General features: G+C 43.1%; 12 protein-coding genes. 9 read left to right on the forward strand and 3 right to left on the reverse strand.

The window, feature by feature from the left end; translation table 11 throughout:
* Positions 1–265: 265 nt before the first annotated feature.
* A complete protein-coding gene (locus PN470_RS16835; RefSeq protein WP_103113116.1) occupies positions 266–1,216 on the reverse strand; it encodes a hypothetical protein in 951 nt (316 codons plus the stop codon).
* Between the two features lie 7 nt (positions 1,217–1,223).
* Positions 1,224–2,588 carry a UDP-N-acetylmuramoyl-tripeptide--D-alanyl-D-alanine ligase gene (locus PN470_RS16840; RefSeq protein WP_271939485.1) on the reverse strand — a complete coding sequence of 455 codons (1,365 nt, stop codon included), beginning with the start codon at positions 2,586–2,588 and terminating at the stop codon, positions 1,224–1,226.
* A gap of 530 nt (positions 2,589–3,118) precedes the next feature.
* Between PN470_RS16840 and purD the strand changes: the two genes are divergently transcribed.
* The 4 genes from purD (at position 3,119) to PN470_RS16860 (ending at position 8,498) form a co-directional block, all read left to right on the forward strand.
* The gene (gene purD / locus PN470_RS16845) at positions 3,119–4,384 is read left to right on the forward strand and encodes a phosphoribosylamine--glycine ligase (protein ID WP_002738651.1); all 1,266 of its coding nucleotides are present in this window, start codon (positions 3,119–3,121) and stop codon (positions 4,382–4,384) included.
* A 196-nt stretch (positions 4,385–4,580) separates the two neighbouring features.
* Positions 4,581–5,807 carry a glycosyltransferase family 4 protein gene (locus PN470_RS16850; RefSeq protein ID WP_271939482.1) on the forward strand — a complete coding sequence of 409 codons (1,227 nt, stop codon included), beginning with the start codon at positions 4,581–4,583 and terminating at the stop codon, positions 5,805–5,807.
* 178 nt (positions 5,808–5,985) lie between these two features.
* Complete coding sequence (locus tag PN470_RS16855) at positions 5,986–7,542, forward strand: CPBP family intramembrane glutamic endopeptidase (RefSeq protein ID WP_272104837.1); 1,557 nt, start codon at positions 5,986–5,988, stop codon at positions 7,540–7,542.
* Positions 7,543–7,787: 245 nt separating this feature from the next.
* Positions 7,788–8,498, forward strand: a complete 711-nt coding sequence (locus PN470_RS16860; RefSeq protein ID WP_272104838.1) for a Uma2 family endonuclease — start codon at positions 7,788–7,790, stop codon at positions 8,496–8,498.
* Between the two features lie 10 nt (positions 8,499–8,508).
* Here PN470_RS16860 and sufR read toward each other — a convergent pair whose 3' ends face one another.
* Entirely contained in the window at positions 8,509–9,147 is a 639-nt protein-coding gene (gene sufR / locus PN470_RS16865; protein WP_016514657.1) for an iron-sulfur cluster biosynthesis transcriptional regulator SufR, read from the reverse strand.
* 223 nt (positions 9,148–9,370) lie between these two features.
* Here sufR and sufB point away from each other — a divergent pair, with 223 nt between their 5' ends.
* The 5 genes from sufB (at position 9,371) to PN470_RS16890 (ending at position 16,016) form a co-directional block, all read left to right on the forward strand.
* The gene (gene sufB, locus PN470_RS16870; protein WP_159250578.1) at positions 9,371–10,813 is read left to right on the forward strand and encodes a Fe-S cluster assembly protein SufB; all 1,443 of its coding nucleotides are present in this window, start codon (positions 9,371–9,373) and stop codon (positions 10,811–10,813) included.
* 87 nt (positions 10,814–10,900) lie between these two features.
* Entirely contained in the window at positions 10,901–11,671 is a 771-nt protein-coding gene (sufC, locus tag PN470_RS16875; protein WP_002778368.1) for a Fe-S cluster assembly ATPase SufC, read from the forward strand.
* Positions 11,672–11,832: 161 nt separating this feature from the next.
* On the forward strand, positions 11,833–13,158 hold the full coding sequence (gene sufD, locus PN470_RS16880; protein ID WP_272104839.1) for a Fe-S cluster assembly protein SufD: 1,326 nt from the start codon (positions 11,833–11,835) through the stop codon (positions 13,156–13,158).
* 55 nt (positions 13,159–13,213) lie between these two features.
* Positions 13,214–14,476: a SufS family cysteine desulfurase gene (locus tag PN470_RS16885; RefSeq protein ID WP_272104840.1), complete on the forward strand. Its 1,263-nt coding sequence runs from the start codon at positions 13,214–13,216 to the stop codon at positions 14,474–14,476.
* 34 nt (positions 14,477–14,510) lie between these two features.
* Positions 14,511–16,016: an RluA family pseudouridine synthase gene (locus tag PN470_RS16890; protein WP_272104841.1), complete on the forward strand. Its 1,506-nt coding sequence runs from the start codon at positions 14,511–14,513 to the stop codon at positions 16,014–16,016.
* Positions 16,017–16,324: the final 308 nt, after the last annotated feature.

The raw sequence follows: 16,324 nt of genomic DNA on the forward strand, positions 1-16,324 counted from the left end.
CAGCAACGGTTGAAACCCTTGCCACACCTAGAAGGTGATCCTAATTAAGACAGGTAAATGAGTCAATTTCACCCACAACGATGATCTTTTTTTTGTGTAGTTTTATTGCAAAAAAAAAGTTTTTTTGACAAAAAGCACAAATTATGCTGCGGTCTAGCGGATTTCTAGCTGCGAGTAATTATGGGAGAGAAGGGAGCAAGGAGAGAAAGTTCGAGCATTTGTACTAAAAATTCTCATAGGCAGTTTAAATTCAGTACAACAAACCCTAATTATCTAAGAGCAAAGGTCGCAGAAAACCGCCATAATTCTCGTCATCCGTACCGATAAAGACTTCTATTTTCCCTCTCGGAGATTCTCTGGTGGTCACCGCTTCCACTTTCGAGCCGTCGATTTCTGCAATTTTTTGGGAATTAGGGGCAAGAATTAGGCTATTATCGGCTGTAACTTGACCGATACGGTAAACAGCACTTCTAAACACTCCCGCACTATCTGGATCGTAAGCAGAAGCTATGTAGATATTACCTTGCTTATCTACGGCTAAATCGGAGATGAGGCGAATATTTTTACCACTACCAAAAGGACTCCGAAAAGTTACCGACCGAAATTCCCCGAATTTTAAGGGATTGAACGAGATATCCGTCCAGCGAATTTTTGTACTCTCTTGACTATCGGCCCGTTCTGCGTAGATAAATAGATAACGATCGCCTTGCCGACTAACAGCGATCGCCTCTACATTGTCCACCGCGATCGGCCAATTTATTTGCTCAACTATCTTGACTTTTTGCTGGCTGTATGCTGCTAAAAACAGTCTTTGAAAAGGTTTTTTCTCGCCACTTTCAGCCAACAAAAATAAGTTAGTTTGAGGAATATGAGTAATACTTTCGAGATCGTTACTCAATCCCTCTGGATTTGGCCAATCTACCCTTAAAACCTGCCATAATAGCGGTTTTTCCTGCGTAGGTAGCTGTAAAAGACTGAGTCTTGCTTGAGATGGATCACTTTTTTTGCCCTTATTTTTGGCATCGTGAACCCCTAGAAAAATATCCGCTTCCACCCAAGCTAAACCACTGAGATCTGGGAGATAAGTCTCCAGTCGTCTCGATTCTTGAGCAAAAGAGACTTGCGCGGCCGAAAAAAAGAAAACTAGGACTAAAATACCCGAAAAAACAGTTTTTAATCGGCTATTCTTGCTAAAAAATGCTCTATTCTCTAACACCTATTCCCTAACCCCCAATATCACTGATTAACTCCTCCACCACCCGATTTAAACCGACGGAATGGGAAGCCTTGCATAAAATGCGATCGCCTGAATCAATCACTTCCTTTAAACGATTAATTAAATCTGCGTGAGTTTGAAAACATTCGCAAGCGACCCCAGTAGCGGCCTCAGCAATAAACTTAGCTTCGGGGTCGTCCACCAAGACAAACAAGCGATCTATGCCTAGTTTTTGCACCCTCTCACCGACTTGGCGATGTAATTGCTCCGAAAAAGACCCTAACTCCTTCATCGTGCCTAAAACAGCAAGATGACGCTGACCGGGGGTAGCTTTCAGTAAATCCAAGGCCGCTAACATTGATTCTAGACCGGCGTTATAGGTTTCATCGAGGAGTAGGATATCGGTTGCTAATTGGTAACGTTTGGCCCGACCACTGGGTAAATTAACTTTAATTCCCTGTTGCAAAGAAGTCCAATCGATGCCTAAAATTTTCGCTACAGCCAAGGCTGCCATAAAATTTAAAGCGTGATGACGACCAGATAAAGGTAAGTTAAAATCTAGTCCATTGACTCGTAAAGTAGTTAAATCCAGTAATTCCCCGACTATATCGCCGCCAGAGAAGCCATAGGTAATTGTTTCCCCCTGCCATACCCGTTTAGCTGTTTCCGTAAGTAAAGGGTGATCGTAGTTAAGAACAGCTATACTACCAGAAGGAGACTCGGACAATAACTCGCATTTAGCCTCTGCGATCGCCGATTCCGACCCTAAACGACCGATGTGAGCGGTTCCCACATTAGTAATCACTGCGATGGTCGGTTGGGCGATTTGAGCGAGCAGGGCAATTTCTCCTCGTCCCCGCATTCCCATCTCGATTACGGCACTGTCGTGAGTTTCATCCAGTTCGAGGAGAGTTTTCGGCACTCCGATCTCATTGTTATAATTAGCCAGGGTTTTGTGTACCTTTCCCCGGGTTGCTAATAGGGAGGCGATTAATTCTTTAGTGGTGGTTTTCCCCACCGATCCCGTAATAGCAATCACGGGTATAGTAAATTGATTCCGCCACCAGTGGCCTAATTGCTGATAGGTTTCTAGGGTGTTCTGGACTAGGAATACAGGAATATTTTTAGAAGAATTTACCGAAACTGGCTGATCAACAATCAAGGCCGCTGCTCCTCTTTCGATAGCCATATCGATAAAATCATGACCATTAAAATTATCACCTTTTAAAGCTAAAAATGCTTGTCCTGACTCAATACTGCGGCTATCGGTATTAATGCCAGATACTAAACTATCGGGACTAAAACTTATGTCAGCTTTATCTTGTAAGGATAATAATTGAGCTAGTTGATTCAGGGATAAATGACAGGGCATAGACAATAAAAATACTTAGGAGTAAATTCCGAATAATCTAGAAGATAGATTGATTTTTAACGGGGACTTAGATCAGATAAAATCGATTTTTCTTGGCTCTCTCAATCGCACCGGGTGCAATGTAAGGAGGCAACGCTTGCGCCCATAATCTAATATTGTGAATATTTTTGACCCCATGTCCGAGAGAGCCAACTCGATGGCGTAGAATGACCCAAAATAGGGACAGCCTAAGAAGGGAGCATCTACTATCTAATCACAATTGACTCCTTTACAGCAGTTAAGTAGGTAGGCGTTAAAAGTTGTCAGACACCCCCCTTATCAAGGGGGGCAGGGGGGATCGAACCTAAAATCCATTTTTAATTTAATTATAACCAGCTACTTATCTGATCACCTCCGTAGGACTAGGACTAGGGTTATTGCTCAACAGGTGGGGAGCGAGGATTAAAAAGTTAAGTAATCTCAACTTCTAGCCAATGGCACCCCAGAGCTAGGGGATAATTAAACCATCGTCATTTAGGCTGCGTCTATCCGTGAAAATTATCGTTATCGGCAGTGGTGGTCGAGAACACGCTCTAGCTTGGAAACTCCTACAATCGCCTCAAGTAGAACAAGTGTTCTGTATTCCAGGTAATGGGGGAACGGCAATTTTACCTCAATGTGAAAATATCCCCCTAGCAATGGAGGATTTTGCTGAAATTAGCCGTTTTGCCCAGGAAAATAGCGTCGATCTGGTGGTTGTCGGTCCAGAATATCCCCTCTCCCTCGGCATTACCGATTATCTTCTCGCCCAGGAAATTGCCGTTTTTGGCCCCACACAAACCGGGGCCTTAATTGAATCGAGCAAATCCTGGGCCAAAGAATTAATGAGCGAAGCCGGAGTTATCACCGCCACTTCCGAAACCTTTACCGATGCAGAATTAGCAAAAACTTATATCCGAGAGCAAGGAGCGCCAATTGTGGTGAAAGCCGACGGATTAGCCGCAGGAAAAGGGGTAATTGTCGCCGAAACCGTAGATATGGCCCTAGAAGCGATCGATGATCTTTTTACCAGTGGCTTTACTAAAGTCGTGGTGGAAGAATTCCTAGAAGGGGAAGAAGTGTCCATCCTCACCCTCACCGATGGGATCAGTTTTCGTTCCCTGCTACCCGCCCAAGATCACAAGCGCATCGGTGAAGGCGATACCGGCAAAAATACCGGCGGGATGGGAGTTTATGCCCCCGCACCCATAGCCACCGCCGCCATTATCGAAGCGGTGGACCGAGACATCCTCGCCCCCATCGTCGCCACCCTGCAAAAACGCGGCATTGACTATCGGGGAGTCCTCTACGCCGGTTTAATGATTTCCCCCGCCGGAGAGCCAAAAGTTCTCGAATTTAACTGTCGTTTTGGCGATCCCGAAACTCAAGCGGTTTTACCCCTACTGGAAACTGCCCTGGCACCCCTACTGCTGGCTTGCGCTCAACAAAAATTAACTGATTTCCCCTCTTTACAATGGCGATCTGGTAGTGCCGTTTGTGTGGTGGCTGCCTCTGCCGGTTATCCCGACCACTACGAAAAAGGCCAGTTAATCACGGGAATTAAGGCAGCTGAAACCGCAGGGGCGATCGTTTTCCACGCTGGCACGGTTTTAAAACACGGCGATATCTTCACCGATGGCGGCCGGGTTTTGGGTGTCACTGCTATGGGAGCTAATTTTAATCAGGCGATCGAACTTGCCTATCAATCGGTGAACAGGATACACTTTCAGGGCATCTATTATCGTCGCGATATCGGCCACCGGGTAAGGGAAAAATAAGGGTCAGTATTGAGGCAGGGGTAAGGGGGTTTTGAGGATTAATTTATTAGCCAATTTCCCCTTTTTTCCGCCTCTCTGACCGAATGCTCACCTCTTTCTAGGGTAATCCCTAACAAAGGCGCATCTGATTTGTCAAAAAACCAGCAACTATTGATAAAATCATGAAACTGAATCGCCTAACCAAATTGCCATCCCTATGCGAATTTTGCTCTATTCTTATAACTATTATCCTGAACCGATCGGCATTGCTCCCCTAATGACAGAATTGGCGGAGGGATTGGTTAAAAGAGGTCATCAAGTTAGGGTTTTAACCGCCTTTCCTTGGTATCCTAATAGTGAAATCGATCCCGAATACCGAGGAAAAATCTATCTGGAAGAAGAACGAAATGGTGTTAGAATTCAACGTTCCTACGTTTGGTCTCGCCCCCAAAGAAGTCTAAAAAATCGTATTTTATTTGAATTGAGCTTTGTTTTTTTGAGTTTCTTTCAGGCTCTCAAGGGTGAAAAACCTGATCTAATTTTCTTAACTGTCCCCGGATTACCCGTTTGCGTTCCCGCAGCTTTATTGAGTAAATTATATGGGGTGCCGATTATTCTAAATTTACAGGATATTCTGCCCGATGCGGCAGTTCATGTGGGATTATTAACTAATCGGAAAATGATTAAGGTTTTTAGTGGTCTCGAAAAATTTGCCTACAAAACTGCCAGCAAAATCTCGGTTATTGCCGATGGTTTTACCAAAAACCTTCTAACTAAAAATGTGCCGAGTCAGAAAATTATTGAAATTCCTAATTGGGTGGATGTGAGCTTTATTAAACCTCTGCCAAAAAACAATAATTATTTCCGCCAAGAAAATCATCTTGAGGGCAAGTTTATTGTTTTATATTCTGGCAATATTGCCCTAACTCAACCCTTAGAAACTCTGATCGATGCCGCAGTTCACTTAGTTAATATTCCTGAGATTCAAGTGGTAATTGTTGGTAAAAAAGAAGCACTTGATCGCCTAGAAAAGTATCGCCAAGAACAGGGGACCAGTAATGTGCTTTTATTACCCTTTCAACCCCGGGAAAAATTACCAGAAATGTTAGCCGCCGCTGATGTGGGTATGGTGATGCAAAAACATAACGTGATTTCCTTTAATATGCCGTCCAAAATTCAGGTATTATTAGCTAGTGGCCGTGCTATTATTGCTTCTGTTCCCGCCGCTGGAACTGCTGCTAGGGCGATCGAGCGCAGTGGTGGTGGTTTGGTGATTAATCCTGAAGATCCGGAGGCATTAGCTACAGCTATTTTAAAGCTATACAAAAACCCAGATTTAGCAACTATACTAGGAGAAAAAGGACGACAATACGCGGAAGAAAATTATGCCTTTGAAAAGACTTTGGATCAATACGAAAAGCTTTTTTCTCAAGTAATTAGTTAATAATTAGGGTAAGTAGTTATAATTAAATTGAAGATAGCTCCCCCCTTAATCCCCCCTTGATAAGGGTGGTATCTGACAATTTTTAATACCTACCTATAGGGAATAGGGGAATTTCAACTAAAACCCTAAAACCCTAAAACCCCATCAGCTAACCTCTAACTCCCACTTAACTATTTTCATGTTTGATAATTTCTCAAAAAAACTCCCCTGGCAAAGTCTCAAACAAGCGATCGCTTTTGTCTTAACAATTATTGCTTTAACTCCAGTGGTTACGGCTTTAATTTCTAGCGTTAATCAGCCCCAAATCCAATCGAATATTCAACTATATCAAACCAATCTCAACCTACAAGTCACGACTCTCAGCAGCGATGCTGACCCTAATAGCGAGGAATTTGCTAATCTTAAATTAATGCAAACTTCCCTGATCGGTGAAGATCCCTACAGCACTGCCGAGGAACAGTATTTATCAGCCCAGAAAAGTGCCAAAAAAACAATCACCGAACTAAAAAAATCAGCAGTTAATCCCGAACAAAAAAAATCTCTTGAGCGCGAAATCAATTCCTTAAAAGATTTAGAACTGAAATTAAGTCTCATTCAAGCTAGTCAAGGTGACTTGGATTCGGCACGGAAAATCTGGCAAGACATCAAGGAAAAATCAGCATTTGAGAACTATAAACCTGCTGTTTTACAAAATGCGCTGCTGTTAGAGGGATTGTACAGTGAACCCCCCGAAATTGCTGCCGATGCTGAAGCGAGAATCGAGCGCAATTTTCAAGGATGGTTTCGTTATACCATTCTGGAAAAATTATATAGTCTCGAAAATCGTCAAGAGGATTTACTCGCTTTAGAGGAAGAACAGAGTGAAGTGGCGGCTAATGCCTTAATTAAACTAATTTTAGTGGCTTTGTTGCCTCTTATCGGCGGTTTAATCGGTTTTGTGCTGTTGATATTTTTATTAGTGCAGTGGCTGCTCCGTAAACAGCGATCGCTGCTCTTTCTAGATGATAGTCTCGCTTGGCAAACTAAGTGGGGAGGAGAAACCCTCTGGTGGGGAATAATTATCGGTTTCTTTTTCGTCGGACAAATTGTTTTACCAGTAATTTTCGGGATTTTATCGAGTTTCTTGAGTCTCAATCCCGAACAATTTAACCTAGAAGCTAAAGCAATATACGTTGTAGTTAGTTATTTAGCCTTAACAGTGAGCAGTTTATCGGTTTTATACCTAGCGATCAAGCCTTTTCGCCCTTTACCTCCCGATTGGTTTCGTTTTAAACTCTTTAGTCCTTGGTTTCTCTGGGGATTAGCCGGCTATTTTGTCGCTTTACCCCTGGTTATTATCGTTTCTTTGCTCAATCAACTAATTTGGCAAGGACAAGGGGGTAGTAACCCGCTGCTGACTTTAGCCCTAGAATCCCAGAATACCTTCGCTTTGCTCTGTTTTGGCTTTACTGCTTCCCTTGCCGCTCCTTTTTTCGAGGAAATTGTCTTTCGCGGCTTTTTACTAGCTTCTTTGACTCGTTATCTACCCGTCTGGGGTGCGATTACCCTTAGTAGTTTGATTTTCGCCCTTGCTCACCAAAATTTGTCAGAAGTGCTGCCTTTAACCGTCCTAGGTTGTGTTCTTGGCTTTGTTTACACCCGCTCGAAAAATTTATTATCCTCGATGTTGGTTCATAGTCTCTGGAATGGTGGCACCCTGTTAAGTTTATTTTTATTGGGCAGCGGTGCGGGTTAGGTGAGGTCAAAAGTCTCTGGTTTTCGGGGTAGTCTAGGGATAATATCCAATACACTTGTACTTTATCTTGATGAGAGAAGGCTGTAATTTATAATTAAATATCAACCTAAGTGGGTGGGTGGAATTAAATATAAGATGAACGTAGGTTGGGTTGAAGCATGAAACCCAACGCCTGCATGGGTTACGCTACCGCTAACCCATCCTACAAATAATTGTGCCTCCCTACTTATCTCTGTTGGAAAACCATGACTATCGCTCAAAGCTTACCCCTAGTGGAGTCTCATGTAAACCCCGAGATAATCTTCCCAGAAGGCGAATTTTGGAGTGATGAACCACCCTTGGAAAGTAACCTATATCTACAACAAATTATTTTATTAATTCAGTGTTTAGAATGGTGGTGGCGCGAGCGAGAAGATTATTTTGCCGCCGGCAATTTAACCATTTATTACAGTCCCAACCAGAAAAAGCCAGAATTCTGTCGTGGTCCCGATTTTTTCGTGGTTTTGGGGACAAATCCCAATCCTAACCGCAGAAGTTGGGTAGTTTGGCGAGAAGAGGGTAAATATCCCAATTTAATTGTGGAAATTCTCTCCGATAGTACCGCCAAAGTTGACCGAGAGGAGAAAAAACAAATTTATCAGGATATATTTCGCACTCCCGATTATTTTTGGTTTGACCCAGAAAGCCGAGAATTTCAAGGATTTACCCTAATTAGCGGTCAATATCAACCGATTACCCCCAATGCTCAGGGACGGCTCTGGAGTCAACAATTAGGCTTATATTTGGGTTTATCTGCCAATAAATTGCGCTATTTTACCCCCGAAGGTGAATTAGTACCCACTCCCGCAGAAGCGGCACAACAGGCAGAAAACCAAGTTGAACAGGAAAGGCAGAAATCCGCAAAATTAGCGGCTAAACTGCGGGAATTGGGCATAAATCCCGATGAAAATCTCTAATCTTTCTCTGTCATCCCTTGCACTTAATTAGATAACCACATCGTTGCTCACCTTGATTGATCCAGTGAGTCCGTTCGATCGTACAATCGGGAAGCAGCATGGCAAACATTTCTAATTCATGGCCACAGATACTGGGATAGGAACCGGCGACCTCAGCAATAGCGCAATGATGCTCGGCCAGGATATAACTATTTTCTGCTTCCAGTGCCACTAATTCTGCCATATAACCCTCCTCTTGGCGAATTTCCAGCAATTTTCTCATTCTTTCCCCTAAAGACCCCTTGCCGAGGCGCAATTGATATTCTGCCGCTTTGCGTTGCCACTGTTTTTTGAGAATTTCCCCCACCTGTTGCTCTCCCACCGTCTCCACGAGAGTATTGAGGAAAGAAACAGCGAAATTATCGTAATTATGGGGAAAACGGCCACGACCTTGACGACTGAGACGATAAATATGCTGGGGTCGTCCTATCTTATTTTGTACCGCAAAATATTCGATCAGTCCTTCCCCCTCCAAATCCTTAAGATGGCGTCGCGTCGCTTGCGGACTAATGCTTAACTCCTCGGCCAAGTCTTGGGCAGTAGATTGACCGTTTTTGAGCAAATATTGTAGAATATCGTCTTTCGTCGAGGCGGGTTGAGTCGTGGTCATGATACCAAAAACAGAGGCTTTAGCGTACAATTGCTGAGGGTCAAGGAGCGGCCAATTACCCCTACAGAGTAACTTGAATAACAGAGGTTTATCAGCATCCTCTCAAATTTTCCGTGACTTTGACAACAGCTTTGTTGTTAATCTATTATATAATCAAGTTAAACAACAGGAAAGTTGTTTAACTGCCTCCCCTGCCTACCGCGTAGAGAGAACACTAACCCCCATGAGTGCAACCACCGTTAAAAACCTCGTTAACCAACCCTACAAGTACGGTTTCATCACCGATATCGAATCGGAAACCATCCCTCGCGGTTTGAATGAGGAGATTATTCGCCTAATTTCGGCGAAAAAGAAGGAACCAGAATTCATGCTCGATTTTCGTCTCCGGGCCTACCATCAATGGCAAAAGATGACCGAACCCAGTTGGCCACACGTTTCCTATCCTGCCATTGATTATCAAAATATTATCTACTACTCTGCACCCAAACAGAAAAAAGCAAAACTCAACAGTCTTGAAGAAGTTGACCCCACTTTAATCGAAACCTTTGAAAAATTAGGCATTCCCCTTTCGGAACAAAAACGCCTTTCTAACGTCGCCGTCGATGCTATCTTTGACAGCGTTTCTATCGCCACAACTTTTAAAGAAAAACTAGCAGAACAGGGGGTTATTTTCTGTTCTATTTCGGAAGCTTTACAGGAACATCCCGAATTAGTACAAAAATATCTCGGCAGTGTAGTCCCCGTGGGTGATAATTATTTTGCCGCTCTTAATTCTGCTGTTTTTAGCGATGGTTCCTTTGTTTTTATTCCCAAAGGTGTTGCCTGTCCGATGGAATTGTCCACCTATTTTCGGATTAATAACGGTGAGACAGGACAATTTGAAAGAACTTTAATTGTCGCTGAAGAAGGGGCATCGGTAAGTTATTTAGAAGGTTGCACCGCTCCGATGTACGATAGTAATCAACTTCATGCCGCCGTCGTGGAATTAGTCGCCCTCGATAATGCGGATATTAAATATTCGACCGTACAAAATTGGTACGCTGGCGATGCCAATGGTAAGGGAGGTATATACAATTTCGTCACTAAACGGGGTCTGTGTAAAGGAGTTAATTCTAAGATTTCTTGGACGCAGGTGGAAACTGGTTCGGCAATTACTTGGAAGTATCCCAGTTGTGTCTTAGTCGGCGATAATTCCGTCGGGGAATTCTACTCAATTGCCCTAACTAATAACAAACAACAGGCCGATACAGGTACGAAAATGATTCACATTGGCCGCAACACCAAGAGTACCATTATTTCTAAGGGGATTTCTGCGGGTAACTCCCAAAATAGCTATCGCGGGTTAGTGAAAATGGGACCGAAAGCCAAGGGAGCAAGAAATTACTCCCAGTGTGATTCTATGCTGATTGGAGATAATGCCGAAGCTAACACTTTTCCCTATATTCAGGTGGATAACAACAGTGCTAAAGTAGAACACGAAGCTTCTACTTCTAAAATCGGTGAAGACCAATTATTCTACTTCGCACAACGGGGCATTTCCGAAGAAGATGCTGTCTCTATGTTAGTCAGTGGTTTCTGTAAGGATGTCCTCAGTAAATTACCGATGGAATTCGCCGCCGAAGCTGATAAACTCCTCAGTCTCAAGCTAGAAGGAACCGTCGGATAACAGTTATCAGTTATCAGTTATCAGTTATCAGTGTTCGCTGAAATATAATTAGTTTCTAGAAATATTTGCAGTTGCCAACAAAAAAACATGAGTGAAGTAATTTTATCGGTAAAAAATCTGACCGCTAGTATTGATGGAAATCAGATTCTTAAAGGAGTTAACCTCGAAATTAAAGCAGGGGAAACCCACGCAATTATGGGACGCAATGGCTCAGGAAAAAGTACCTTTTCCAAAGTAATTGCTGGACATCCCGATTATGAAGTAACTGGGGGAGAAATAATTTATAAAGGTGAAAATCTTTTAGACAAAGAACCCGATGAACGAGCGCTTATGGGTATCTTTCTCGCTTTCCAATATCCCTTAGAAATCCCCGGCGTTAGTAACCTCGATTTTCTTCGCGTTGCCTATAATGCCAGACAAAAATATTTAGGCTCGGAAGAATTAGATAGTTTTGACTTTGAGGAATTAGTCGAGAAAAAACTAGAAGTTGTCCAGATGAATCCTAGCTTTCTTGGCAGAAGTTTAAACGAAGGTTTCTCCGGTGGTGAGAAAAAACGTAATGAAATCCTCCAAATGGCTTTATTAGAACCCACTTTAGGAATTCTCGATGAAATTGACTCCGGTTTAGACATCGATGCTTTGCGAATTGTTGCCCAGGGAGTCAATCACTTAGCTACTCCCGATAACGCTTTTTTACTTATCACTCACTATCAGCGTCTGCTCAACTACATTGAACCCGATGTTATTCATGTTATGTACGATGGGCGCATTGTCACCAGTGGCGGTAAAGAATTAGCTCTTGAATTAGAAAGAACTGGCTACGATTTCCTCGACGAACAATTATTAGCCGTTAAATAATCTAGCTATCAGTTATCAGTTATCAGTTATCAGTAGTCAGTCCCGATGAAAAAATTTTCACCCCCACAGATGAAAGAGGTTTCCTTCCCTACACCCTACACCCCACACCCCGCACCCCACACCCTACACCCCAACCCCCAACCCTCCAACCCCTCCTACCAATGACAGCCATAATCACGAAACCTGAACAATCAGGAGAATTATTGTTAAAATTGTCGCGAGAAACGGTTCCCACTATCGATAACGGTAAAATTCTCGAATTAAGAGAATCGGGAGCCAGTAAAGCTCAAGAATTAGCCATCCCGGGCAGAAAAGATGAAGAATGGCAATTCACCGATTTAAGTCAACTCTGGGCGATCGATTTTCGCGCTCCCCAAACCGTTACAATCAATAAAAATGCCCTAGCTGTTTTTTTACTGCCCGAAGCCAAAAACAGCCACCTAGTCTTCGTTAACGGCATTTATCAGCCTGAATTGTCCGATATCTCCGCTTTACCCCCCGGTGTCAGCGTCAGCAATCTCGCCAATGCACAAAAAGATGTTCTTGTCAACTATCTAGGGAAAGAAAAAACCCCCGAATTTTTTACCGCACTCAACCAAGCTGGACTAAGCGATGGGGCAGTAATTCACGTCACCGCTAACACCGTCGTCACAACCCCGATACATCTCCTATTTATCACCGTTGTGGAGGAAATTCCCCGCTTTTATCAGCCCCATAGCCTCATCGTGGCGGAAACGGGAGCCAGTGTCAATATTATCGAGAATTACGGAGCTTTAGCCGAACATTGCTCCGATTTACCTGTAAATTACTCTTATTTCACCAACGCTGTCACGGAAATTTACCTCGAAGCCAACGCCGAGGTTATCCATACCAGAGTACAACGGGAATCGGGAGATGGTTTTCACATCGGACGCACGATAATTGAACAAGCGCACGATAGCCGTTACACTCTCAACGAGATAAATCTAGGAGCTAAACTCTGCCGTCATAACCTCGATGTCCTGCAAAAAGGAGCACAAACCGAGACAAATCTGTACGGATTAGCCATGATTACCGGACAACAAACCGCCGATACCCACAGCGCTATCTATCTCAACCATCCCCACGGCATCGCCAACCAACTGCATAAATGTATCGTTGATGGTAGCGCTCACGCCATCTTTAATGGTAAAGTGTTTGTTCCCAAACCCGCCCAATTAACCAACGCCTCCCAGTTAAATCGGAATTTGTTAATTTCTAACAAGGCACGAGTCAACACCAAACCGGAATTACAAATTACCGCCGATAACGTCAAATGTTCCCACGGGGCAACCATTAGCCAACTGGAAGCAGATGATTTATTCTATCTGCAAAGCCGGGGCTTAAGTGCCGACACCGCCCGCAGTTTGTTAATTGATGCTTTCTCGGCCGAGATTTTAGCTAAAATTCCTCTAGAATCCCTCCGCCAAAGATTGGGGCAATGTGTCGCCTGTCGCAGTGTGGAATAACTCTGCCGGGGTGGGTGTCAACCTGCCCAAAGTACCCCTCTGACTCCTGACTAAAATGACAATTATCCAAGAAAAAACCCTCGCCCAAAAAGTCCGCGCCGATTTCCCTATCCTCCATCAAACCGTACACGATAAACCCCTTATCTATCTCGATAGTGCCGCCACTTCCCAAAAACCCATTCAAGTCTTAGAAACCCTGCGAAACTATTACGAAAAAGATAACGCCAATGTGCATCGGGGGGCGCATACTTTAAGTGTCCGGGCAACGGAAGCCTACGAAGGGGCCAGAGATAAGGTGGCTAGGTTTATTAATGCCGCTTCTCGTCAGGAAATTGTCTATACTCGCAACGCCACGGAAGCGATTAATTTAGTCGCCTACAGTTGGGCATTAAATACCCTGAAAGCAGGGGATGAAATTATTCTCTCGGTGATGGAACACCACAGTAATTTAATCCCCTGGCAAATTGTCTGCCAAAAGACGGGGGCGGTGATTAAATATGTGCCATTAACCAGCGACGAAAGCTTTGATTTAGAACAATATAAATCCTTGTTATCTGAGAAAACTAAATTAGTGGCTGTCCTCCATGTTTCCAATACATTAGGCTGTATTAATCCCGTTGCCGAAATAGTCAGCCTTGCCCATCAAGTCGGGGCGAAAGTATTAATTGATGCCTGTCAAAGTGTCCCCCATTTAGCCATTGATGTGCAGTCCATAGATTGTGATTGGTTGGTGGCTAGTGGTCATAAAATGTGCGCCCCCACCGGTATTGGATTTTTGTACGGCAAAGAGGCGATTTTAGAGGCAATGCCGCCCTTTTTTGGTGGTGGCGAAATGATTGCAGAAGTCTATTTAGACCATTTTACCTGTGCGGAACTGCCCCACAAATTTGAAGCGGGAACCCCCGCTATCGGCGAAGCGATTGCTCTCGGTGCTGCGGTAGAATATTTAATGGGTTTAGGTATGGATAATATTCATGCCTACGAAGAAGAGTTAACCGCCTGTTTGTTCAAAAAATTAGGAGAAATTGAGGGTTTAAGAATTTACGGACCATCACCTAGTTTAACAGGCCAAGGTCGGGCTAGTTTAGCCGCCTTTAATGTGGAAGGGATTCATGCTAGTGATTTAGCTACTTTATTAGACCACGAAGGAATCGCTATTCGTTCCGGTCATCACTGTACCCAACCTCTACACCGCCTTTTTGATGCTTCCGGCAGCGCGCGGGCAAGTCTATATTTTTATAATACCCGCGAAGAAATCGATCGCTTTATTGTCGCTTTACAGGAAACTATCGATTTCTTTGCCAACTGTTTTTCTTAGGGGTATCTCTGGCCCCTTTTCCTGTTCTTAAAGAGTGAAGGAAGTTACTTATTATTATCAAGGAATTTGTCCCGAAACGGGCGAGTTATTGCGCTTGCCCCGCACTCTTTTGGCTGAAAAAATTGCCCGAGATTTGATGACAACTATCACCAATCCTGAAGGTAAAATGTATGGCATTTTGTTAGGAGAAAATGCCGATGGCGAAATAGAAATTTTAAAAGCTTTTTCTGGACAGGGAGAAGCCACCGGCTGGGTTCCATCTCTAGTGGGGAGAGAAAAAATTGTGCTGGAAGAAAAGCGAGTTTTGCAACTTTTAGAAACAATTAAACAGAAAATTATCACCCTACAATCAATCCCAGAACATAATTTATATCGACTCAATCAAGCAAGTTTTGAACGTAAAATCCAAGCTTTACAGCAACAACATCAAAACCATAAACAGGAACGAGATAGACTAAGAAACTTAGGAAATTTAAACTCAGAAGAATTAGAAAAGTTAAATAATCTCAGTCGTCAGGAAAAAAGAGAAAGAAAGCAATTAAAACAGGAACAAAAACAAGTTTTAAAACCCTTAATTGAGAAAATAAACTTAGCCAATCAGAGAATTATTGAACTTAAGCAACAGCGTAGGAACCTCTCCAAACAGTTACAGGAATTGCTGTATCAATCCTACTGTTTAAACAACTTTTCTGGACAATCTCTCTCCTTAGCTAAATTGATGGGCAGTAATTTGTTACCGACGGGAACAGGGGAATGTTGCGCCCCGAAATTATTAAATTATGCCGCCATGAAAGGATTAAAACCTGTCGCCATGGCCGAATTTTGGTGGGGAGAATCGAATCGAGATAGAAAACAGGGAGAATTTTATGGTGCTTGTCAAGAAAGATGTCAACCTCTCATGGGTTTTTTACTCTCTGGTTTACGTTCGTCCCTAGAAATTATCTACGAAGACGAGGGAATAATTGTTATTAATAAACCTGCGGGATTATTATCGGTAGCAGGACGTTATCAAGATAGTCAAGATGCTGTGGTTAATCGGTTTCGTAGTCAGGGAAAAAATGTCATTCCCGTTCATCGTTTAGACCGAGAAACTTCTGGTATATTATTACTAGCTAAAAGTTTAGATATTTATCGTTGTTTATCCCAACAATTTCAACGGCGAGAAGTGGAGAAAATCTACGAAGCTATATTATCAGAAATTATTGAGCGAGAATCGGGTATAATTGACCTACCTCTCTGGGGAAATCCGCAAAATCGACCCTATCAAACTGTGGATTGGCAAAGGGGAAAAGCTAGTCAAACCTATTTTAAAGTTATCGGTAAAGAAGGCAATTATTCTCGCCTCGAATTTATTCCCTACACGGGAAGAACCCATCAAATTCGTGTTCATAGTCAAGCGGGATTAGGGATAGGAATTTTAGGCGATCTTTTGTATAATGGTAAGCAGTCCGACCGTTTGTACCTACACGCTAAACAATTATCTTTTCGTCATCCTCAGACCGAAAATAAACTTGATCTGATCATTCCCACTCCCTTTTGAGAGCTATAAAATCTCAACTTCTTGCGGAGCCAAAAATTTGCTGGCTCTCTTCGGTTTGGTGGGTAAAATGTATTCTAAGATGCAGTTATCCTGGCGAGCGAGTCGAACAAACCACAAAGACACAAAGGACACAAAGATCGCTCTCTCCTATATAAGTTAAACTGATCACACAAAGAATAAGAGAGCCATTTGCTGGCATTGACAATTATGAACTTGCTTTAGGCTATCATCAGGTGGCTGAATAAGACTTTTGCAGGATATCTCTTAAGATGCCTTCGCCCTAATTAAAGGCGGCCTTGATCGCTTTT

Source organism: Microcystis sp. CS-574, assembly GCF_028329095.1.
Lineage (GTDB): Bacteria > Cyanobacteriota > Cyanobacteriia > Cyanobacteriales > Microcystaceae > Microcystis > Microcystis ichthyoblabe_A.